Origin of the sequence: Microbacterium sp. AG790, from assembly GCF_003634765.1 — a bacterium.
Classification (GTDB): domain Bacteria; phylum Actinomycetota; class Actinomycetes; order Actinomycetales; family Microbacteriaceae; genus Microbacterium.
This window is the reverse complement of sequence record NZ_RBWZ01000006.1, coordinates 867,400-888,461: the sequence shown is the minus strand read 5'-3', so window position 1 is coordinate 888,461 and position 21,062 is coordinate 867,400. Positions and strand designations below refer to the sequence as shown.

At 70.5% G+C, this 21,062-nt stretch carries 21 protein-coding genes and 1 tRNA gene; 6 read left to right on the top strand and 16 right to left on the bottom strand.

Features of this window, described 5'->3' with window-relative positions; genetic code table 11:
* Positions 1-31 precede the first annotated feature (31 nt).
* Entirely contained in the window at positions 32-613 is a 582-nt protein-coding gene (locus DEU37_RS04740) for a TetR/AcrR family transcriptional regulator (protein ID WP_121189459.1), read from the bottom strand.
* 141 nt (positions 614-754) lie between these two features.
* Between DEU37_RS04740 and DEU37_RS04735 the strand changes: the two genes are divergently transcribed.
* A complete protein-coding gene (locus DEU37_RS04735; RefSeq protein WP_121189458.1) occupies positions 755-1,672 on the top strand; it encodes a helix-turn-helix domain-containing protein in 918 nt (305 codons plus the stop codon).
* A gap of 9 nt (positions 1,673-1,681) precedes the next feature.
* Here the strand turns inward: DEU37_RS04735 and DEU37_RS04730 are convergent, their stop codons facing one another.
* Positions 1,682-2,647, bottom strand: a complete 966-nt coding sequence (locus tag DEU37_RS04730) for a GlxA family transcriptional regulator (RefSeq protein WP_121189457.1) — start codon at positions 2,645-2,647, stop codon at positions 1,682-1,684.
* A 299-nt stretch (positions 2,648-2,946) separates the two neighbouring features.
* Here DEU37_RS04730 and DEU37_RS04725 point away from each other — a divergent pair, with 299 nt between their 5' ends.
* Complete coding sequence (locus tag DEU37_RS04725; RefSeq protein WP_005052240.1) at positions 2,947-3,303, top strand: UBP-type zinc finger domain-containing protein; 357 nt, start codon at positions 2,947-2,949, stop codon at positions 3,301-3,303.
* A gap of 77 nt (positions 3,304-3,380) precedes the next feature.
* Here the strand turns inward: DEU37_RS04725 and DEU37_RS04720 are convergent, their stop codons facing one another.
* The 10 genes from DEU37_RS04720 to DEU37_RS04675 all read right to left on the bottom strand — a co-directional run bounded on the left by DEU37_RS04720 (position 3,381) and on the right by DEU37_RS04675 (position 11,708).
* Positions 3,381-3,947: an NADPH-dependent FMN reductase gene (locus tag DEU37_RS04720; protein ID WP_183043575.1), complete on the bottom strand. Its 567-nt coding sequence runs from the start codon at positions 3,945-3,947 to the stop codon at positions 3,381-3,383.
* Between the two features lie 117 nt (positions 3,948-4,064).
* Positions 4,065-5,105 carry a LacI family DNA-binding transcriptional regulator gene (locus DEU37_RS04715; RefSeq protein WP_220699818.1) on the bottom strand — a complete coding sequence of 347 codons (1,041 nt, stop codon included), beginning with the start codon at positions 5,103-5,105 and terminating at the stop codon, positions 4,065-4,067.
* A gap of 89 nt (positions 5,106-5,194) precedes the next feature.
* Positions 5,195-6,001, bottom strand: coding sequence for a creatininase family protein (locus tag DEU37_RS04710; RefSeq protein ID WP_121189454.1), 807 nt, complete (start codon positions 5,999-6,001; stop codon positions 5,195-5,197).
* The gene (gene folE, locus DEU37_RS04705; RefSeq protein ID WP_121189453.1) at positions 5,998-6,600 is read right to left on the bottom strand and encodes a GTP cyclohydrolase I; all 603 of its coding nucleotides are present in this window, start codon (positions 6,598-6,600) and stop codon (positions 5,998-6,000) included. Before folE ends, DEU37_RS04710 begins: the two co-directional genes overlap by 4 nt.
* A 67-nt stretch (positions 6,601-6,667) precedes the next feature.
* On the bottom strand, positions 6,668-7,480 hold the full coding sequence (locus DEU37_RS04700; RefSeq protein WP_121189452.1) for an ABC transporter ATP-binding protein: 813 nt from the start codon (positions 7,478-7,480) through the stop codon (positions 6,668-6,670).
* The gene (locus DEU37_RS04695) at positions 7,477-8,307 is read right to left on the bottom strand and encodes an ABC transporter permease (RefSeq protein ID WP_121189451.1); all 831 of its coding nucleotides are present in this window, start codon (positions 8,305-8,307) and stop codon (positions 7,477-7,479) included. The genes DEU37_RS04700 and DEU37_RS04695 overlap by 4 nt, the downstream gene beginning before the upstream one ends.
* On the bottom strand, positions 8,304-9,134 hold the full coding sequence (locus DEU37_RS04690) for an ABC transporter permease (RefSeq protein WP_121189450.1): 831 nt from the start codon (positions 9,132-9,134) through the stop codon (positions 8,304-8,306). The genes DEU37_RS04695 and DEU37_RS04690 overlap by 4 nt, the downstream gene beginning before the upstream one ends.
* 88 nt (positions 9,135-9,222) lie before the next feature.
* The gene (locus tag DEU37_RS04685; protein WP_220699817.1) at positions 9,223-10,365 is read right to left on the bottom strand and encodes an ABC transporter substrate-binding protein; all 1,143 of its coding nucleotides are present in this window, start codon (positions 10,363-10,365) and stop codon (positions 9,223-9,225) included.
* A 559-nt stretch (positions 10,366-10,924) separates the two neighbouring features.
* Positions 10,925-11,392: a hypothetical protein gene (locus DEU37_RS14730; protein WP_220699816.1), complete on the bottom strand. Its 468-nt coding sequence runs from the start codon at positions 11,390-11,392 to the stop codon at positions 10,925-10,927.
* Positions 11,393-11,632: 240 nt separating this feature from the next.
* Positions 11,633-11,708 (bottom strand) — tRNA-Ala (locus tag DEU37_RS04675).
* A gap of 60 nt (positions 11,709-11,768) precedes the next feature.
* Between DEU37_RS04675 and DEU37_RS04670 the strand changes: the two genes are divergently transcribed.
* Positions 11,769-12,956 carry an amidohydrolase family protein gene (locus DEU37_RS04670; protein ID WP_183043574.1) on the top strand — a complete coding sequence of 396 codons (1,188 nt, stop codon included), beginning with the start codon at positions 11,769-11,771 and terminating at the stop codon, positions 12,954-12,956.
* A gap of 29 nt (positions 12,957-12,985) precedes the next feature.
* On the opposite strand, the gene DEU37_RS04665 is transcribed toward DEU37_RS04670, so the two are convergent.
* The 3 genes from DEU37_RS04665 to galU all read right to left on the bottom strand — a co-directional run bounded on the left by DEU37_RS04665 (position 12,986) and on the right by galU (position 15,558).
* A complete protein-coding gene (locus DEU37_RS04665) occupies positions 12,986-13,906 on the bottom strand; it encodes a large exoprotein (protein ID WP_121189446.1) in 921 nt (306 codons plus the stop codon).
* A 109-nt stretch (positions 13,907-14,015) separates the two neighbouring features.
* Complete coding sequence (locus tag DEU37_RS04660) at positions 14,016-14,645, bottom strand: GNAT family N-acetyltransferase (protein WP_121189445.1); 630 nt, start codon at positions 14,643-14,645, stop codon at positions 14,016-14,018.
* 34 nt (positions 14,646-14,679) lie between these two features.
* The gene (gene galU, locus DEU37_RS04655; RefSeq protein ID WP_121189444.1) at positions 14,680-15,558 is read right to left on the bottom strand and encodes a UTP--glucose-1-phosphate uridylyltransferase GalU; all 879 of its coding nucleotides are present in this window, start codon (positions 15,556-15,558) and stop codon (positions 14,680-14,682) included.
* 81 nt (positions 15,559-15,639) lie between these two features.
* Here galU and DEU37_RS04650 point away from each other — a divergent pair, with 81 nt between their 5' ends.
* From DEU37_RS04650 to mscL, 3 genes are read left to right on the top strand one after another with little or no spacing between them, the layout of a single operon-like run.
* Positions 15,640-16,236 carry a 5-formyltetrahydrofolate cyclo-ligase gene (locus DEU37_RS04650; protein ID WP_121189443.1) on the top strand — a complete coding sequence of 199 codons (597 nt, stop codon included), beginning with the start codon at positions 15,640-15,642 and terminating at the stop codon, positions 16,234-16,236.
* Between the two features lie 20 nt (positions 16,237-16,256).
* Positions 16,257-16,526, top strand: a complete 270-nt coding sequence (locus DEU37_RS04645) for an FmdB family zinc ribbon protein (protein ID WP_005052217.1) — start codon at positions 16,257-16,259, stop codon at positions 16,524-16,526.
* A 29-nt stretch (positions 16,527-16,555) separates the two neighbouring features.
* A complete protein-coding gene (mscL, locus tag DEU37_RS04640) occupies positions 16,556-16,972 on the top strand; it encodes a large conductance mechanosensitive channel protein MscL (RefSeq protein ID WP_121189442.1) in 417 nt (138 codons plus the stop codon).
* A 284-nt stretch (positions 16,973-17,256) separates the two neighbouring features.
* Here mscL and DEU37_RS04630 read toward each other — a convergent pair whose 3' ends face one another.
* Positions 17,257-20,949 (bottom strand): AAA family ATPase, encoded by a 3,693-nt coding sequence (locus DEU37_RS04630; protein ID WP_259457136.1) that lies wholly within the window; start codon positions 20,947-20,949, stop codon positions 17,257-17,259.
* Between the last annotated feature and the right edge of the window lie 113 nt (positions 20,950-21,062).

The window sequence follows — 21,062 nt, the reverse complement described above, 5'->3', positions numbered from 1 at the left end:
CGCGACGCCTTTCGACGTCTGACGGATTCTGTCAAGACCTCAGCAGAGCCTCGCCCATCTCGAGCAGTCGCGGCCTCGACAGGGGAAGCCGGCTGAGGTGGATGACCGCCTGAGAGGCGAGCACCGCCTGCGCGGCGCGCGCGGCGACATCGCGCGTGTGCACCCGCCGCCCGGCGCGGTGGGCGGTTCGCACCAGCGCGTTCGCGACGGCATCCTCCATCGCCGCGATCGTGGCAGTGGAGATCTCGACCACCTCGGGGAAGCGCTCGCGCAGCTCCGCCAGGCTGGTGAGCATGAGGCATCCGCGGCGGTCGGGAAAGGAGACACAGTCGTCGACCACGCGGCGCAGGAAGCTCGCGAGCAGTTCATCGCCATCGGCGGTGCTGTCCGACACGGCATCCGTCACGACGTCGACGCGGCCCGCGCAGTACCGCCGGAGCACGTGCACGAACAGGTCGCGCTTGGATCCGTACGTCGCGTACAGGCTGCTGGTGGCAACGCCCGATGCCGCGGCGATGTCCTCGACGGAGGTGCGATCGTATCCACGCGCCCAGAAGAGCTCCTGGGCGGCATCCAGGAGCTCGTTCTCGTCGTATCGCCGGGGTCGACCCACGGTGTCGAAAATACCGCCACCGCGGTCGGCCCCCGCGGGTATCCGTCCCGATCCGGCGCATTCGTGTCCGTTTGCGCCCCGCGGCGGACGTGCCGCGGCATCCAGAATTGGAGTGCCCTCTCCAGAATCCGGAGGAGAACGATGAACGGCTCGCGCAATCCCCTCGCCGAGTTCCTGCGCGACCGCCGCGAATCGCTGGAGCCCGAGAGCGTGGGTCTGCCGGTGGAGCCGGGACGACGCGTGAGCGGCCTGCGACGCAGCGAGGTCGCGCACCTCGCCGGGATCAGTGCGGACTACTACCTCCGCTTGGAGCAGGGCCGCGGCCACCAGCCGTCTCAGCAGGTGCTCTCCGCACTCAGCCGCGCGCTGCGGCTCGACCACTACGGCGACGAGTACCTGCGTCGCATGGCGGCCCTGGCCGCAGGGCATGCCGAACCACCGGTCAGCGGCGACATACCGTCGGGCGCCCTCGACCTGCTGCGGCTGCACCGCGACACCCCGGCCTACGTGTCGAACGCGACGATGGACGTCGTCGCGGTCAACCGGCCCGGACTGCTGCTCGCTCCGGGCGGGCTCCATCCCGGGATGAACCTCGTGCTGTCGGTGTTCGCCCACTATCCCCAGCCGCACTCCGAAGTGCACTGGGAGCGGACGGCGCGCGCCCTCGTCGCGTCGCTGAGATACCACGCGGACCCCCGCGATGCGAGGCTCCGCCGCATCGTCGCGGAGCTCAGCCGCACCGATCACCGATTCCGCCGCATCTGGGGTGCGTGCGGCGTCGGGCCGCAGTTCAACGCCTGGCCGATGGTGCACATCGACACCCACGGCTGGGTCACGCTGCGTGCCGAGTCGCTCGCCCTCGCCGGCACGGGAGGGTGGACGATCACCCTCTTCTTCGCGGAGCCGCAGACACCCGGTGTCGCCGCACTGGCCGATCTGGTCCGCGCCGCGAACAGTGCGCCATCGGACGGTTGCGCACCGGAGGCCGTGGTGGTCGCCGCCGAGCTCGACCCGATCACCGTCGCCGATGATGCGGATGCCGAGGAGATCGCCTCCTGAGGCGTCGGTCTAGACCGACGCGGTGCGTCGGAATCGGCGCTGATACTCGGAGGGCGTCATCCGGTACTGCGCCGCGAACGCGCGCCGCAGAGCGACGACGGAGGGAAACCCTGCCGACGTCGCAGCTTCCGTCACCGCCGCCCCCGACTCGAGCAGCCCGACGGCGATCGAGAGGCGCACCGCGGCGACGTAGGCCGCCGCCGTCACGCCCAGCTCCTCGCGGATGACGCGGGTCACGTGTCGCGTGCTGACGTTGACGTGCCCGGCCAGCTCGGCCACCGTCAGCGGCCGCGTCGGGTTCTCGGCGATGTAGGCCGCGATGGCGGCGCCGAGCGATGTCCGCGGCGTGCGAGCGCGCAGCGGTGCCGAGAACTGCGCCTGACCGCCGGCACGGCGCATGTAGACCAGCAGGCCCTGGGCCACCGTGCGGGCCACGTCCGCGCCCAGGTCGTCCTCCACGAGACACAGCGCGAGGTCGATGCCGGCCGCGACGCCGGCAGAGGTGAAGATCTCCCCGTGCCGGGTGAAGAGGTGCTCGGCATCCACGCGCACGGCAGGATGGCGACGGGCCAACTCGTCCGCGAACTTCCAGTGCGTCGTCGCCGGACCGCCGTCGAGCAGCCCCACGGCGGCGAGACCGAACGCGCCGCTGCAGATCGACGCGACTCGACGCGCCCGACGCGATAGCAGCACGATGGCGGCCCGGAGGTCGGCGTCGTCGAACACGTCGGGCGCCCACTCGCTTCCGGGGACGACGATCGTGTCGAGCGGACCGCTGTCGGATGCCGCGGCGTGGACGCCGAAGGCCAAGCCCATGCTCGTCATGACGTCGCGCCCCGACGCGGAGAGGAAGACGAGGTCGTACGTGTCGGCGGTGAGGTTGGCCTCGGCGAACACCTCCGCCGGACCGATGACATCCAGAGCCTTGACTCCGTCGAAGAGCAGAAATCCGATGCGACGACGTGCAGCGGGCACGGGGTCTCCCTTCTCGCCACGACGCGGCGCGACGGGGCACCTGCCATTGTCCCCCGCGTCGGCGGCCGGGTGTCCGTCGCCCCGGCTTCGACAGATGTCGAGGCGCTCTTTCGACAGCCGACCCTCCCCTCTTCGGGCCGGCGCTGCCTACGGTGGCCCGGCGGGAGCGACCCGGCATCCGGTCGACGCCCCGCACAGAGACGGAGCGCGCCATGACCGAGACACGAGCAGATCGACGGCCCGGCCGAGATCGGCTGAGGCGAGCGCTCGGGTACGCACAGCGGTAAGGAGGTCGACGGATGCCGCAGATCGATGTGGATGCCGCACCCAGCGGCGACGGGTGCGCGGATTGCGAGGAGGTCGGCGGGTGGTGGCTGCATCTGCGCCGCTGCGCGGCGTGCGGTCACGTGGGCTGCTGCGACTCGTCGCCGCATCGTCACGCGTCCACGCACGCGGCGACGGCCGGGCACCGGTACGTCCAGAGCTATGAGCCGGGCGAGACCTGGTGGTGGGACTACACCGCGCAGACGGCCGTCATGGGCCCCTCGCTCGCGGCGCCGACGAGCCATCCGCTCGATCAGGCGGTGCCGGGCCCCGCAGATCGGTTGCCGGCGGACTGGGAGAGCCGGCTCGTGCGCGCGCGAGACGGTGCGTGACGTTCCGCATCCGCTTCCGACGACACACGAAGGGGTGCCCGCCGGACGGCGGGCACCCCTTCAGTGAGCAGTGAGGATCACTCGGCGGGGCTGAGCGACTTCGCGACGTGCGTGTGCACGGCCTTCAGCCACGACACGAGGAACTCGGCGGTCGACTCGTCGGTGACCTCGCCGTCGTCGGTGATGAGGCCGTCGCGCAGGTGGATGTATGCCTCGGGCTGCGACAGCTCGGGCGAGGCGAGGAACGACAGGATCGAGCGCAGGTGCTGCTGGGCGACCGCGGTGCCGATCGCGCCGATGGAGGCACCGATGACGGCCGAGGGCTTGCCGGCGAAGCTGTTCTGCCCCCACGGGCGGCTCGCGGTGTCGAGCGCGTTCTTCAGCACACCGGGCACCGAGCGGTTGTACTCGGGGGTGACGATGATGACGGCGTCGGACGACTCGATCGAGGACTTGAAGGCGGCCGCCTCGGCGGGGACGGCGCCGTCGTTGTCGGCGGAGTAGAACGGCAGAGCGGCGATGGGCAGCTCGGTGAGGGTGAGGTCGGCCTGCGGCGCGAGGCGAACGAGGGCGTTCGCGAGGCGACGGTTGATCGAGGTCGACGAGATGCTGCCGATGATGATGCCGACGTTGTACGTGGTCATGCGGGTGATGCCCTCCAAGTTGGATTCAGATGCATACATCTTACGCGCTCTCCCGCGCTCGGATGCACGCCCCCGCGGTCGACGGCTCCCCGCCGACCGGCCGCGGGGCGATGCTACTCAGGGCCGGCGCGTCGATTCGCCTTCGACGAGGCTGACGGCGAGAACCCGCGCCGACCCGTAGGCGGACGGATTGGCGCCGTTCATGGCCTCGTCGAGCAGCTCCAGGGCCCGCGCGGCGATGCCCGGCCAGTCCTGGCGGATGGTCGTGATGGTCGGCGACAGACGCTGCGTCCACCCGATGCCGTCGTATCCGCACAGCAGCAGATCGCCGGGAATGGACCGGCCCGCCTGCTGCGCCTCGAACAGCGCGCCGATCGCCTGCATGTCGCTGAGGGCGAAGACGGCGTCGACATCGGGCGCCTCCTCCAGAAGCTCGGCCATGCCCGCCTGTCCGCCGTCCATTCCGTAGAGGGATCCCGCGATCGTCACGGCGGATGCCGGGACCCCGCGATCGGCCAGCCCCGCGAGGAAGCCGTCACGGCGTTCCTGCGTCGAGGGCAGGTAGCCGTGTCCTCCCACGAGGCCGAATCGGGTGCCCCCGGCATCCACGAGGTGGTGCGCTGCCGCCCGCCCTCCCCCGAAGTTGTCCGAGCGCACCGATCCGGCGATCAGCAGGGAGTCGGCCGGCTCGTCGCAGGTGACGATCGGAACGGGCGAGGCGGCGAGGCGGTGCAGTCCCGATCGGGGCGGACGGGAGGGCGAGACGATGATGCCGTCGGCGGTCTGCACGAGCGTCTCGAGGACGTCCAGTTCCTGGTCGGGCTCGTATCCCGACGAGGCCAGCACGATCGACCAGTCCCGAGCGGTGCCCTCCTGCTCGAACGCGTGCGCCAGCTCGGCGTACGCGGGGTTGCGCACGTCGGGCAGCACGATGCCGACGGTGACCCGATCGGTGCGGGAGCGCGAGCGCGAACCTCCGCCGCGGGAGTAGCCGAGTCCGGCGGCCGCCTCGAGCACCCGCTCGCGCAGCGCCACACTCACGCCGCGGCGTCCGCTGAGGGCGTTGGATGCCGTCGCGAGCGAGACTCCGGCCGCGGTGGCCACCTCTTGCAATGTCGGCGTACGCGCAGGACCGTCCGCCGGCGTGCTGCGTTCCATCGCCCGACCTCCCGCGCGTGCGTCGGCCGCGTCGGTGCGCGACCCGTCACGAGTGTAGAGGAGGCCCGACTCGCCCCTGTCGCGCCCGGTCATGGGAATTCCGGACGCAGGCGGGCGATCTCCATCAGGGCGTCGGCGAGCGCGTCGGCCTGCACCCGGAGGGCAGCCCGTCCCCACTCGGCGCTGGCTCCCGTCGGGTCGCCGATGGTGCCGGATGCCGAGACATCCTCGGTGCGCCAGGGCAGCGAGATCGCCGCGAACGGGCCCACCAGCGGTGTGCGGGCGCCCTCGGCGAGCTCATCGGTGCGCGACACCCCGTCGGGTGCGGCCAGCGCCGGTCGCACGGACGCCGGATCGACCGCGAGCAGCACACTGGTCTCGTAGAAGCCGGCGTGCACGTCGAGGTCGGGGCGCGGCACGGCATCCGTCAGTTCCGGCGGGAGCGGCAGAGCGGGCCCGTGCACGACGACGACCAGCACGCCCGTCTCATCGCGGATTTCGCGCGCGACCACGTGCAGCAGCTCGGGGTTGCCGCCGTGCGCGTTGACGAACACGAGCGTACGCAAACCCGCCGCCGCCACCGACCGTGCCACGTCGAGGCAGATCGCCCGCAGGGTCGTCGACGACAGGCTCACGGTGCCCGCGAACGCGGCGTGCTCGGGAGACGTGCCGTACGCGAGCGTCGGCAGTACCCACAGGGGCGGCACCCCCGCGACGTCCGCTGCGGTGCGCGCCGCGAGCACGTCGCGAGCGGCGTCGGCGAGCGCCGTCGCGATGACGGCGTCGGTCGCGAGGGGAAGGTGCGGTCCGTGCTGCTCGGTCGCGCCGATGGGCTGCACGGCGATGCCGCCGGCCGCGGCGAGGGCGGCGACGTCGGACCAGGTCGGCTGGCTCATCCGTGCAACCCGATGAGGCTGCGGGCCTCGGCGCGCTGCACCGGATCGGTGTCGTAGACGCCGCGGCTCGACACGGAGTAGGCCTCGGAGCCCACCGTGCGCTCACCGCGCGCCCACATGCACGCCTGCTCGGCCGACAGCACGACCAGCACGCCGCGCGCACCGATCGTGTCGACGACGGTCTGCGCGATCTGGTCCGCCAGCCGCTCCTGCATCTGCGGACGCGCCGCCAGCACACGGATCATGGCGTCGAAGTCGCCGATGCCCGCGAGCATCCGATCGGGCAGGTACGCGACCGACACGACGCCCTTGAACGGGAGCATGTGGTGCTCGCACACCGACGAGTAGGGGATGTCGCGCACGACGACCGGTCCCGGGTAGACGCCTTCGATCGGCTCTCCCCCGCCGAGGGCACGGACCGGGTCGCCGTGCAGACCGCTGAAGAGGTCGAGGCCGGCCTGCGCGACGCGGCGCGGGGTGTCGACGATGGTGGGGTGATCGGCGTCGAGGCCGAGGGCGATCATGAACGCGCGGTACGCACGCTCGGCGGCGTCGAGATCGGCGGGGGCGCCGGTGGCGGCGACGGGGGTGAGAGCCATGGAACTGCCTACTTTCGCTGCGGCGGGGAGGGGTGGATGCGGCGGGCACCGGTCAGTGAAACACCGGTCAGTGGAACAGAAGGGCGGTGGCCCGGTCGACGTAGTGATGGAACTCGGGGGTCGCCATCATGTCGATCGTGCGCGGACGCGGAAGGTCCACGTGGATGACCTCTTTGATCGTTCCGGGGCGCGGGCTCATGACGGCGATGTGGTCGGAGAGCAGCACGGCCTCCTGGATGCCGTGGGTCACCATGACCGCGGTGGCGCCCTGCTCGCTCCACAGGCGCTGGAGCTCGAGGTTGAGGCGCTGGCGGGTCATGTCGTCGAGGGCACCGAAGGGCTCGTCGAGGAAGAGCACGCTGGGGCGGAGGGCCAGGGCCCGGGCGATGGCGACGCGCTGGCGCATGCCTCCGGAGAGCTGCCAGGGTTTGGCGCGGGCGAACTCCGTGAGGCCGACCATCGCGAGCAGTTCGGCGATCCAGGCGCGATCGACGTCGACGCCGGCGACGTCGAAGGGAAAGCGCACATTGGTCTCGACGCTCCGCCACGGCAGCAGGGCGTGGTCCTGGAAGGCGATGCCGACCTGCTTCGCCTGGCGGAGCGCAGCGGGCGTCATCCCGTTGATGTGCGCCGCGCCGGCGGTCGGGGTGTCGAGGTCGGCGAGGATGCGCAGAATGGTCGACTTGCCGCAGCCGCTCGGGCCGAGCAGCGACAGGAACGAGCCGCGCGCCGTGTCGAGGTCGACGTCGGAGACGGCGGTGACCACGCCGCTGCGCGTCGCGAACTCGCGGGTCAGTCCGCGCAGGTGCACGCCGGAGTCGGCCGGCAGCGTCTCGGTCGGCGCGGCCGGGGCGGGACGTGCGGAGGACGTTCTGGTCATGACGGTGCTCCTCGACGGATGACGGCGGACGGCGGGGGAAAGCGACCCGACAGCACGAGCCGCTCCGCGAGGGCGACGACGGCGTAGGCGGCGAGGGCGAGGGCGATCGTCACGACGACGAGCGTCCAGAGCAGTCCGTAGTCGGAGTAGGACTTGCTCGTCAGGAGGTTCGCGCCGAGCCCCTCGAAGGAGAACAGGAACTCGTAGAGGGTCGCCGCCGAGATCGTCGCCGGGGCGGCGATCTTCAGGCCCGCGAACAGGAACGGCAGGGCGCTCGGCAGCTGCACCCGCCACAGGAGGGTGAGCCGGCCGCCGCCGTAGGCGTGCACGAGATCGACCGTCTCGGGCGATGCCGAGGCGAGTCCGGTCGTGACGTTCATCAGCAGCGGGAAGAACGTGACGATCGCGGCGATGACCGCCGCCGTGACGATGCCCGCGCCGAAGACGGCGTAGATGACCGGCGCCATGGCGATGAGCGGCACGGTCTGCAGCACGAGCGCGATCGGAAGGAACGTGGTGCGAAGGCCGCGCGAGAGCGACATGGCGACCGAGCCGGCGAGGGCGAGGGTGACGCCGCAGACGAGACCGACGCTCGCGTGCAGCAGGGTCACGCCGATCATCGGCAGCAGTGCCGCGCGGCGATCGGCGGCCGCGGCGGGTTTGAAGCGCCCGTCGACGAAGAGGTAGTCGACGACGTCGAGCGGCGTCTTCGTCAGGTACGGGCTGACGTGGCTGAGCGAGACGGTGAGCTGCCAGGCGACGAGCAGGACGACGAGGGTGGCGAGGGTGGTGAGCACGGATGCCGCGACCGGGCGCAGACGGTTCATCGTGCGCCTCCCCCGAGGTGGCGGGTCCACGGCGCGATCACCGCGGCGACGGTAGCGAGCAGGGCGTACCCGAGGGCGGAGACGCCGGCGGCGAGGACGGCGATGGCCCACATGCCGGCGTAGTCGCCGACGTACTGCTGGGAGATGAGGAGGCGCCCCATGCCGGCGTCGACCCCGACGGCGAAGAACTCGCCGGTCATCGCACCCAGAAAGGCCGCCGGCGCACCGATCTTCAGCGCGGTGAGCAGGGCCGGCAGCGCGCTGATCAGTCGTACCCGGCGGATCGCCGTGAGCTCGGTGCCGCCGTAGACGTGCACGAGGTCGAGCTGGGCGGGGCTGGCGGCGCGAAGGCCGAGCAGCACGCCGATGATCATCGGGAAGATCACCGCGAGCACGGCCAGTACGACGCTGACCGCCCGGGATCCCGACGGCGACATGATCACGACGATGGGGCTGACGGCGGCGACCGGGATGCACGCCGCGATGATGCCGAGCTGGGTCGCGAAGGCCTCGAGGGCGGGGATGAGGATGACGGCCGTGCCGAGCACGAGGGCGATGACGACGGCGATCGCGTATCCGGTCAGCGCGGCGCCGGCGGTCGCGGCCAGGCCCGACCAGTACCCGGCATCCGTCAGGTTCTGCGCGACGCGCGCCAGCACGGCGGCCGGCGGCGGGATCGCGCCGGGCGTGCCGTTCTCCCGCGTGAAGAAGACGACGGCGACGAGCTGCCAGGCCGCGACGATCACGATGACCGCGACGACGGTGGTCAGCGCGGCCGCCGCGGCGGGGCGGGAGGGCCGCGTGAGCCGCAGGGATGGAGCGGTCATGTCATCTCCTGTCGCGAGAGAAGAGGGGGGAGGGCGGGAAGGATGCCGGGGCGCGTTCGGGTCGCCCCGGCATCCGTCGATGTCACCGCTACTGCGCAGCGGGGACGGTGAAGCCCGGGATCAGGTCCGGGTTCTCGGCGTACAGCTCGCTCAGCAGCGACGTGTCGAACTGCGACGCGTCGGCCGTGATGCCGGCGGCGCCGAGCGAGGTGACGGCCTGCGTGACCAGGTCGGGGGTGAGCGTGAAGATGCCGTTTTTGACGGTGTCGCTGGTGAGCATGAAGCTCGGCAGCACCGTCGCACTGGACAGCTGGAGTTTGGCGTCGAGGTCGTTGTCCTTTCCGCCGTATTCCATCGCGATGTCGGCGATGCCCTGCGGGCCGGCGGTGAGGGCCGCGTTCCAGCCTTCGATGACGGACTTCATCATCGCCTTGACCTCGTCGCGGTGATTGGTGAGCATGTCATCGCTCACGACGACGGCGTCGCCGAACTGGGCGTAGCCGGCGTCGCTGAAGCTGAGCGTGACGACGTCGCCGCCGGCCTGCTTCACCGCGATCGGGTAGTTCGTCAGGAAGCCGACGAGCGCGTCGACGTCGCCCTTCATGAGCGGATCGATGCCGTTGGGAACGGAGACGAAGCTCACCGTGTCGGCCGGCAGCTTGTTGGCCGCGAGCACCGCCTCGACGGCGAGCTTGCCACCCGCGTCGACGCCGATCTTCTTGCCCTTGAGGTCGGCGACCGAGGCGATCGGGTTCGCCTTGAGCGACACGAAGCCGACCGGGCTCTTCACGAACTGAGCGCCGATGATCTTCAGCGGCGCGCCGCCCTGGATGGCGCCGGTGATGCCGGTCAGGTCGGAGGCGAGGCCGATGGTGGCGTTGCCGGCCAGCACGGTGTCCCACGGGTTCGTGGTGCCGCCGCCGGCGATGATGTCGACCGAGGAGAAGCCGTTCTTGGTGTAGTCGCCGTTCTTGTCGGCGTAGTAATAGCCGGCGAACTCGTAGTTCTTGATCCAGCTGAGGGCGACCCCTCCGGTGCCGAAGTCGGCGGCGCCGGCGGAGCTGGTGGATGCCGCCGGCGTGCTCGCGCAGCCGGAGAGCAGGACGGCCGCGGTGACCGCGGCTGCCAGGGCGGTGGTGAGGCGAGTACGACGGGTGAAGCGGGCGGAGCGTGTGGAGCGGGAGGAGCTGTGCGCCATATCGGATGAGGCGCGCGGAGTCGGGTGCGTCACTGTGAGACCTCCATCTCGTTCGCGGGACGCCCCCAACGTAAAGCTTTTACATTTCGTGAATCCCGTCGAGGTGTTTCACGGGTGTTACCTTTCGGCCGGCGCATCAGCGGCGGCGGTCCGAAAAATCCTCCACGGATGCCGCACACTCGCGTCATGAAATGCGGCGACCGCCGTCTCCACTTGTGCGGCTGCTTCTGTCTGCGGTGGCCGCTCGGCATGACGGGTCGGGGGACCCGTCATCGCGGATGACGTCCACGACTCTCTGCGCGTGTGGGGTTTCCCCAAGCACCCCACACGGCCCTTCGCGCCAACACCGAGACGTTGACGACAGGCGCGTCCTCGAGCCACTGCGAGATCGCGAGACGGACACGGGGATCAGCAGGCTCGATTCTGCGCACACCTACATCAGAGCGGCGGAAGTGTCACCACGAACAGCCCCGGAACTGCCACCGAAGTCCTGACGCAGAACCGTCACCGATGTCCTGCGAGATGACACCATCAGGCCGCAAGGCAGGTGAAAGCCCCGGACAAATCAGCGCTGTCCTCCAGGTCGCGAAGGTCAATCCGGGAGCTTCCGGAGAACAAGGTAGTTCCTTGCCTTCGCATCATCCGGGAGGATCGCTTCCGAGATGATGACGCAGATGTCGAGCTGACCATCACCGCGCTTCCATATGAAGCCCTCGAATCCGGCACCGGAACACTGGTGACGATCGAACAGAAACTCCAACTGATAGGCGCCCTCTCCGAAGGTTGCCCAGGTTCCGGAGAGATCACGGGTGTCTCCGCCTTCGAGATCATCAAGCGTCTGCGCACTTCCCGGCTCACAGGCCACCGCTACCGGCCACACCGTCGCTCGGAAGGTTCCATTCTCGTCAATGACAAGTTTCGCCTGAGGCGCAGAACTCCGCTCCCACGCTCCTGTCACCTGCGGAACCGTTGCGCCAAAGTAGAGCTGAGACGACGAACACCCCGAGAGCACCAGGCTGCTCAATGCCGCTGCAAGCACAGCGATCGTGGATCTTCGCATTCTGCGGCACCTCACCACACTGGCGGCTCATTCCAGCCATCGGGTCCGATCGCAGAGCCGAGCGTCATCCAGCCTAGGGCAGTGAGCTTGACGATCGCCGCGCGCTCGGAGCACTCACCCCGCACGCGATCGCACGTGTGAAGGTCGCTTCAATCAGCAAAGTCGCTACCGGATCGGCGGATGCAGGAAAAAGAAACGGCCGCTCAGCCATGATTTCTCATGCCCGATCAGCCGTCTTCTTGGTGGACCTAAGGAGATTCGAACTCCTGACCTCCTCGATGCGAACGAGGCGCGCTACCAACTGCGCCATAGGCCCTTGTATGTCCTCAACATTATCACGCGTCTCGAGCACCGCATGCACCGGCAGGATGGAGGCATGAGCTCCACGGCACCTGCGCCCGACCTCGTTCGCAACGTCCGGTTGTGGTCGCACCCGGCCGACTCGGTCGACCTCCGCATCGAGGAGGGGACGATCACGGCCGTCACGCCGACGGAGGATGCCGCCGTCTCCCACGCCGTCGACGGACGCGGCCTGCTGGCCCTGCCCGGCCTCGTCAACGCACACGCGCACATCGACAAGTCGTGGTGGGGGCTTCCCTGGCAGTCCTATGGCGGTGAGGGCACGACCGAGGGCCGCATCCGTCACGAGCGCGCCCACCGAGACGAGATCGGGATGCCGTCGGCACAGATCACCGGCAACGTCCTCGAGCAGTTCGTGGCGCACGGCACGACCGCGATCCGCACCCACGTCGACGTCGATCTGGGACTCGAACTGCGCGGCATCGAGGCCGTGCGCGAGGCTGTCGCCGCCTACGACGGCGCCCTCGCTGTCGAGATCGTCGCCTTCCCGCAAGACGGGGTGCTGCGCCGCCCCGGCGTGCTCGCCCTCCTCGACCGCGCCGCGCGCGAAGGCGTCGAGCACATCGGTGGGCTCGACCCCGCCACGATCGACCGCGATCCCGTCGGACAGGTCGACGCCCTGCTCGCGTTGTCGGCCGCCCATGGCGTCGGCGTCGACATCCACCTGCACGACCCCGCCGAACTGGGGGCCTTCCAGATCGAACTCATCCTGGACGGCGTCGAGCGGTTGGGGCTGCAGGGCCGCGTCAACATCGCGCACGGCTTCGCCGTCGCCCAGCTCGATGCCGCCCGCCGCAGCGACCTGCTCGCACGAATGGGCGGCCTCGGCGTCACGATGACGACCGTCGCCCCGCTCCGACTCCCCCAGCTGCCGTTGCACGAGCTCGATGAAGCCGGTGTCGCGTTCGGATTCGGCACCGACGGCATCCGCGACCTGTGGAGCCCCTACGGCACGGGAGACCTCCTCGGCATCGCCTGGCAGTACGCCCGCGCGTCGAGCATCGTGCGCGACGAGGACCTTCGCCGCGTCGTCGACATCGCGACGGGTGGCTCCGGCCCCTTCGCCGGCGTGGCGACCAATCACCTGCAGGTGGGCGACCGCGCCGACATCGTGCTCGTGGATGCCGAGAACGCCATGGACGCCCTCGTTCGCACGCCGCGACGCGAGGTCGTCATCGGCGGCGGACGCCTCCTGGTCGGCTGAGCCGACCGGTCGGTGTCACCAGCCGGGTGCTACTGGCCGGAGGCGCGACGCTCCAGCAGGCGGCGCACGTGGGCCTCGATGGCGGCATCACCCGCGGCGGCACCGCCGACGAGCTCGTCGTCTCGGGCCGCAGGCCGCGGCTGCAGCGTGACGGGACGCTGACGCTCGGCACGCGCGCGCATCGCCTCCTCGACCGCGCTGCGACGCAGCGCCTCACGAGCATCCGCCTCGTCGAGCACGGCGGCGGCACGCGAGCCGGCCGACGCGGTGAGCGGCCGGGGAAGCTCGCGAGGCACCCACGAGGTGCGCTCGGCATCCAAGGCGACGTCCTGCACGTCGGCCGCGACGCGCTCGATCGGCGCAACGACCTCACGAACGACAGCACGACGCTGGACGCGCGACATCCGCTGCAGCAGCAGGGCGCATCCCACGAACAGCGCTCCCGCGAGCCAGAGCAACAGCTGCGCACCGGTCGCGGCCAGCTGTACCCCACCCCACGCGCCAAGCGCGAGGGCGGCGACGGCGATGAGGGTCACGACAAGACGCGCGCGGCGACGGGCCTGGGCGCGACGGATCTCGGGTCGCGCCCGCTCGCGAGCCGCCGCACGGGCCGCAGCCTCACGCGCGGCAGCTGCCTCGGCGCGCGCCTGAAGCGTGGTCACTTCGAGCTCGGCGCGCACGCGGGCAAGCTCCGCCTGCTCGCGCTCGGACTGGGCCTGACGGGCCAGCCGCTGCTGGGCCATGGCCGTGCGCGCAGTGAGCTCGAGCCGCACTTCCTGCGGCGTCTCACTGGTCTCGGCGAGCACACGCAGCGCCTGGTTCAACCGCACCGCGTTGCGCTCGGCGGCATTGAACTGGTGCCGGCCGTGCCACGACGGCAGAAGGTAGATCATCCACAGCGCCACGGCGACGAGGACGACCACGCCGCCGCCGAGAACCTGTCCACCCATGTCCCCCACGGTAGGGCCGAGCCGACGCGATCACGCGACATCCGACCGCGTGTCTGACCTTCATGTCGAACCTGAAGGTTTCGCGGCATCCTCCCGCGCAGCGACGGGGTCAGCCGGCGGGGCGATCCGTGAGGGGGACGGTCGCCGCGCTCTCCGGCGCGCCACCCTGCAGCCACCGCTGCAACACGCCTTCGGGTACCTCCTCGCGCACCAGCGCGAACGCATAGTGGTCGCGCCAATCGCCCGCGATGTGGATGAATCGCCGCCGCAGTCCCTCGTAGCGAAAGCCCAGCTTCTCGACGACCCGCAGGCTCGCCCGGTTCTCCGGACGGATGCAGATCTCCATGCGGTGCAGCCCCAGCTCACGGAAGCACACGTCGGTGGCCAGCGCGACCGCCGTCGGCGTGATTCCCCGGCCGGCGAAGCGCTCGCTCACCCAGTAGCCGATCGTCGCCGACGACAGCGACCCGCGGGCGATCCCCCAGACGTTCAGCTGCCCGGCGACCTCGCCGTCGTACTCCATGACGAAAGGCACGCCGCCGCCGTCGCGGTACTGCTGCAGCAGGCGACGGATGCCGAGGCGCATATCGAACGAGACGGGCCCGTCGGGGCTCGTCGCCTCCCACGGCCGCAGCCACGAGCGGTTGCTCATCAACTCCGACTGCAGCACGCGCGCGTCGCGCTGCTTGATGAGTCGGATCGCGATCGGACCGTGCTCACGGGGAGCCGTCAGTTCCATCGGCACCCCTCATGTCCGCCGCTCAGGATCAGCGTCAGAGCTTCTCCGCAAAGTCCTTCAACCACGGTCGCAGCTCCGGACCGAGATCGTCGCGGTCGGCGGCCAGCTGCACGATGGCCTTGATGTAATCCACCCTATCGCCGGTGTCGTAGCGGCGACCGCGGAACACGACGCCCAACACGCCGTCGGTGACGGCCAGCTCCTGCAGCGCATCGGTCAGCTGGATCTCGCCCCCCTTGCCCGGCTCGGTGCGCTCGAGGATGTCGAAGACGCCCGGGGTGAGGACGTACCGCCCGATGACGGCGTAGTTGGAGGGGGCCTCCTCCTTCTTCGGCTTCTCGACGAGCCCCGTGACGCGGACGACATCGGGATCATCGGTCGGCTCTACGGCGGCGGCGCCGTACATGTGGATCTGGTCGGGGTCGACCTCCATGAGCGCGATGACCGTGAGGCCGGATGCCGCGTTCTCCGCCAGCATCTTCGAGAGCAGCTCGTCGCGCGCGTCGATCAGGTCGTCGCCGAGCATGACGGCAAACGTCGCGTCGCCGACATGATGGCGTGCACGCAGCACGGCGTGCCCGAGCCCCTTCGGCTCGCCCTGGCGGACGAAGTGGATGTCGGCGAGCTCGGTCGAGCGCTGGACGCTGCGCAGCTTGTCGTGGGCACCCTTGGTGAGCAGGCTCGACTCGAGCTCGGGCACCGAGTCGAAGTGGTTCGAGATGTTGTTCTTGTTGCGCCCCAGGATGATCAGCACGTCATCGATGCCCGCGGCGACCGCTTCTTCGACGACGTACTGGATCGCGGGCTTGTCGACCACGGGCAGCATCTCCTTCGGCATCGCCTTGGTGGCGGGAAGGAACCTCGTGCCGAGACCCGCAGCGGGGATGACGGCCTTGATCGCAGGAGCTGACATGACCCACACCCTACCGGCGCGCGCCGCCACATCCGTGACCCTCGCGGCCGTGCATGTCGGTGCGCCGCCTACAATCGGACCATGACCGACGGCATCGACGATGCGAAACGCGCGCTGCGCGCCGACCTGCGCGAGCGCCGTCAGCAACGCTCCGAGGCGATGCGCACCGCCGACGCCGCCGGCGTCAAGGCGCAGCTCGACGCGCTGATCGCCCGCACCGGCGCGCGCTCGATCTCCTGCTTCCTGTCGGCTCCGACCGAGCCGGGCACCCACGAGTTCGTGGCAGATGCCGTCGAGCGCGGCATCCGCGTGCTGCTGCCCATCACCCGCGCCGACGGCCTTCTCGACTGGGTCGTCGCCGAGCCCGGCGCCGATATCGCCGAGGGCCTGTTCGGCATGCCCGAACCGGTCGGCGAGGTGCTGAGCCCGCTGTCCGTCAACGACGTCGATCTGCTGGTGATCCCTGCCGCCGCCGTCGATCGCACCGGCATGCGCCTCGGCTGGGGGCGGGGCTACTTCGACAAGACCCTCGGTTCGATGCAGCACTGCCCGCCCGTCTACGCCGTCGTCTTCGACACCGAACTGCTGGACGAGGTCCCCCGCGACCTCCACGACCAGCCGGTCACCGGTGTCGTCACCCCCACCCGCACTGTCGAACTCGCGTCGCCGCGACGCTGAGCCCCTTCCCGGAGGACACCATGCCCACCTACGCCTATGCCTGCACGCAGTGCGGACACCGCTTCGATGCCGTGCAGTCGTTCTCGGATGCCGCGTTGACGCAGTGCCCCGAGTGCGGCGGCGCGCTGCGCAAGCAGTACGGAACCGTCGGCGTGACCTTCAACGGCTCCGGCTTCTATCGCACCGACTCGCGTTCGTCCACCTCCGGCGGGGGCGCTGGCGCGGGCGCATCGACTTCGACATCATCGAAATCCGAGGCGAAGTCCTCGCCCGCATCGTCGGGATCGTGACCGGCGAACGCCGGAGAACCGGAGGAACCGTGATCAAGGGCTTCAAAGACTTCATCATGCGCGGCAACGTCATCGACCTCGCGGTCGCTGTCGTCATCGGCGCCGCGTTCACCGCCGTGGTCAACGCCATCGTGGCGTCGATCATCACCCCACTCATCGAGGTGTTCTGGAAGCCCGACGAGAACGGCGTTCCCGGCATCCCCGTTCCGGCGGTCTGGGGCGGGACGGTGACGTTCCCGATCGGTGGCCTCGTCAGCGCGATCGTCAGTTTCCTCGCGGTGGCGATCGTCGTCTACTTCGTGTTCGTGTTCCCCATGAACGTCTGGAAAGAGCGCCAGGCCGCCAAGCTCGGCGTGGCCGAGGATGCCGAGGAGAAGCTGCCGACCGAGCAGGAACTGCTCATCCAGATCCGCGACCTGCTGGAGAAGAACTCCACCACGCGCTGAGCGCGTTCCGACTCGTCGCTGCGCTCCTCGCTCAACGACCGGCGAGCGCGCCCCGGTCGTTGAGCGAGCGCAGCGAGTCGAAACGCCCTAGTAGTGCGGCGGCACGTCCCGCCGCAAGCGCTCATCGTTAGGCCCCGATGCCCCGTCACCCGCAGGTGGCGGGGCATCGTCGCGTGCGACGGGGACGTCGGGCGAGGGATCGGTCCCGGGCGCCGGAGTCAGTCGTGCCCGGCGCGACCCGCGCACGCGCTCGACGCGCTGACGGCTCTCGTCGTCCACGGCGCTCAGCGCAGATCGAGCGGCTCGGTGACGGTCTCGGCGCGCGGAGTCTCGGGTGAAGCGCCGAGGATCGCCGCGATCCGTCCCGCGACGCCGGCCGGGTCGCTGTACAGGTCGAAGGCGTGCACACGAACGTAATGCCAGCCGAGGCGGCGCAGCACCTGCGGGCGCAAGCGCAGACTCTCCCGCAGGGTCTCCCCCATGCTGTCGGCGTCGCTCTCCACCACGACCGCCTTGCCGCGGTGCTGGGCGACCAGGGGAAGGATGCCGCGATAGTTGACGTCCACGGCGATGCCGAGCGCGCGCAGGTGACCGGCGAGCGCCAGCGTGAGCGGATCGGCGAGGTCCTCGAGCCGGGACTCGCGGGCCCGCGCGGCGATGCCGCCGAGGATCGACATGAGCGTCGCCGCACCGGACTCCAGACGTCCCTCGTCGAAGGCAGAGGGACGGATCGAGGAGACGATGACCATCGACCGGCGCGCGCGCGTCATACCGACCGTGAGCAGGCGCTCTCCGTCGGGGCCCGACAGATCGCCGAAGTCGCTCAGCACCCGGCCGTGCTTGGTCAACCCGAATCCGAGGGAGAACACGACCCGGTCGCGGCTCTCCGCCACCGACTCCTCGAGTCCGAGCACGGCGAACGGCTCGGCCGTGTCGCGGCCGACGAACTCGGCGACATCCGACCGGCCCGCGAAGGCGGCGGCGACGGCGGCGCGCACACGCTCCGCGTGGCGCACGGATGCCGTCACGACCATCAGGGTCTCGGTGGGACGGTTGACCGCGTGCTCGACCACGAGCGTGACGACGCGGGCGACCTCGGCATCCGGGCTCTCGACGGCCCCCGTGATGGGGTCGGGCGTACCGGTGCCCCCTTCGACGTAGTCGACGCTGAGGCTGCCGCGCCCGAGGTACGAGCCCGCCCACGGGTACGAGACAAGCCGGCCTTCGTAGAAGGCGCCGTTGACGAGCTCGGCGAGGTCCTCGCCGCCCGCGCGGTAGCTGCGGGTCAGCGTCTCGACCGGAACGAGCTCGGTGAGCCGCTCGAACACGCTGACCTCGTCGAACGGCACGTCGGGCTCGTCCTCCGCGCTCGCGTGCCCGGCACCGACGCGGAACGCGGTGGGACGCTGCGTCACCGGGTCGCCGAAGACGACCACCTGGCGGGCGCGTCGCAGTGCCGGCGCCGCCTCGGCGAGGCACAGCGCCGCGGCATCCGCGACGATGACCACGTCGAACAGGGGCGACTCGGGGATGGCGGGCACTTCGTAGGGCGACGCGAGCCACACCGGCGCCAGCGTGCGCACGAGCTTCGGTGCCGCCGCGACCAGCTCCGTCGCCGAGGCTCCGCCGCCGCGCAGCAGGTGCTTCAGGGCGGCGGCCTCCCCGGCCTCGTCGACGACGGCGATCTTCCACGTCGTCGCCAGCTCCGCCGCCAGCAGCGGACCCGCCGAGGCGGCGTGCGCCTCGTCGACCAGGCGGTAGTCGCGTTCGAGCCGGTCGACGACCGACGTGTTCGCGCCCAGCAGCGCCCGGTCCGAACGCAGCATCGCTTCGAGAGCGGACTGCCACCACGCGAACTCGAATTCGGCGGCGACGTGCTCTTCGGGAACGTGGCGCACCGACAGCTCGGTGAGCAGCTCCTCCAGGCCCATCTCGGCGAGCTCGCCGCGCAGGGTGGCGCGCTCGACCAGGTTGTCGAAGACGTCGGAGGTCGCCGCCAAGCCCGCGAGCGTGCGCAGCAGGTAGGGGATCGGCAACGACGCGAGCGGTTCGGTGCGTCCCAGTGCGCGATCGAGTGCCCCCAGGTCGGCGGCCACCCGCTGCCACGCCGTGGCCACGTCGTCGAGGCCCAGGGGGATCTCGGGCATGACGCCCGGATCCACAAGCTGCTGCCACTGCGCACGCTGCTGCTGCACGCGCACCAGCGACTCGTGCATGTCGGTGATGTGCATGCCCGGGCGCACGTACTCGCGCGACAGGTTCTTCAGGCGCCGGCGCTGGGGCGATGTCATCGCGGGAGCGTCACGACGCGGCGCGTGCGCCTGGATGAGCTCCGCCAGCGGGCGCTCGAACACGGTCGTGCTGAAGCGATCGAGCGATGCCCGGATGCCCTGCAGCAGCTGCACGTAGGCGCCGAGTTCGGCCAGCGTCGAGAACGGGCGCATGCGCGTCTGCGCGATGAGTTCGTACCCGCGCTCGAGCATGGCGGGCACCTCGGTGCGGTGCAGCCGCCCGGCGAGCGCGTGGGTGTCGCGGGCCTCCTGCGTGGAGGCGAAGGCGACGCCGTACCACGGCGAATCGTCGGGGCCGAAGCGGAACTCGCCGAGACGGGCGGCGGTCGCCAGCGCCTGCGCCGCCTCGGCACGGCGGGTGCCGAGCGACTGCAGGGTGGCGATGTCGAATCGGGTCGCCGCCGACGGCTGCGGCGTCATCGACGCGATCGTCGCCAGGGTGCGCAACGCCTCGAGCGGAGAGACCTCGACGCGCGGATGCCGCTGCGTGAGCGAGTCGCGATAATCGCGCAGCACGGTGCGCAGGCGCACGAGCGCATCGTCGACGTCGGCCACCTTGGGCTGTTCCGCCTTCTCGTTGCGCGTGATCGCGCGGATGAGGTCGCGGTGGAGATGACGCGGCGAGACAGCCAGGCCCGGCAGTCCGATGCCGGCGAGACGGTGGCGGACGCCCTCGAGGGTCGAGCGCCGCGCGCTGACCACGAGCACGCGCTTGCCGGCGCGCACGAGCTCGCCGACCGCGTTGATCACCGTCTGCGTGCCGCCCGTGCCGGGCAGCGTGTGCACGGCGAGCGACTGTCCGGCGGCGATGCGCGCGAGCACGGCCTCCTGCTCGGCATCCGCATCGAGCAGGAGCCGGTCGGCGGCGGGCGGGCGCTCATCGGAGCTGACGGGCGGGGCGGGCGCCCGCACGATCGACAGATCCTCGCGGTCGGACTCGTGTCCGGCGAGGGCGTTCAGGATCGGGTGATCGAGGCTCTCGGCGTCGCGACTCATCGGCGACGACGCGTCGGCGAACGTCGACACGACAAGGCGCGGCTGCACGGTGAAGGTGTCGACGTGTGCGGTGAGCGCGCGCAGGTGGTCGATGACCGGCTGCGGTTTGAAGACGCCACCGTCGTAGGCGAGTTCGGCGAGCGCGCGCCCGTCGATCACGAGACCGAAGTGCGTGCGCGCGGCGACGACGAGCTCGGGGTTGATCGTGAAGGTGCCGTGCAGTTTGAGATCGAAGTCGGAGTGGTGACGGCGGATGGCGAGCGGGCGCAGCAGCACCGGGGCGGCGTAGGTGACGCCGCCGATGCGCCAGCCGGCGATGCCGACCGCCAGGTGCACCGTGTCGATGCCACGGGTCGTGCGCATCTCGACGTCCTTGGCGGCGATGCGCTCGGCTGCCAGGCGGGCCGTGCGCAGGGCGACCTCGTCACGGAAGAGGTTGGACAGCAGCGTGGAGCGCCCGGTGATGAACTGGGGCAGGCTGCCGGGATGGGCTTTCGTGATGTCGATGCCCGCATCGCCGGCGTCGGTGTAGTGCAGCAGGGTGGACCGGCCACCGAGCCACGCCGACTCCTCGCGCAGGCGCGCACGCTCACCGGCGGCGACGTGGGTCACGACGACCCCCGGCTCAGACAGGTCGAGGTCCGCCGGGCTCACCGCATGACCGTGGTCGGCGTCGTCCACGCCTCGCACGGCGCCATCGTCTGCTCTCCACACACTCGACACCCTAAAGTCCCGATCACGGCGTTCCCGGTTAGCGCGGCGGGTTTTCGCGGTATTGGGGCTGATGTGACAGGTGGGGCGGC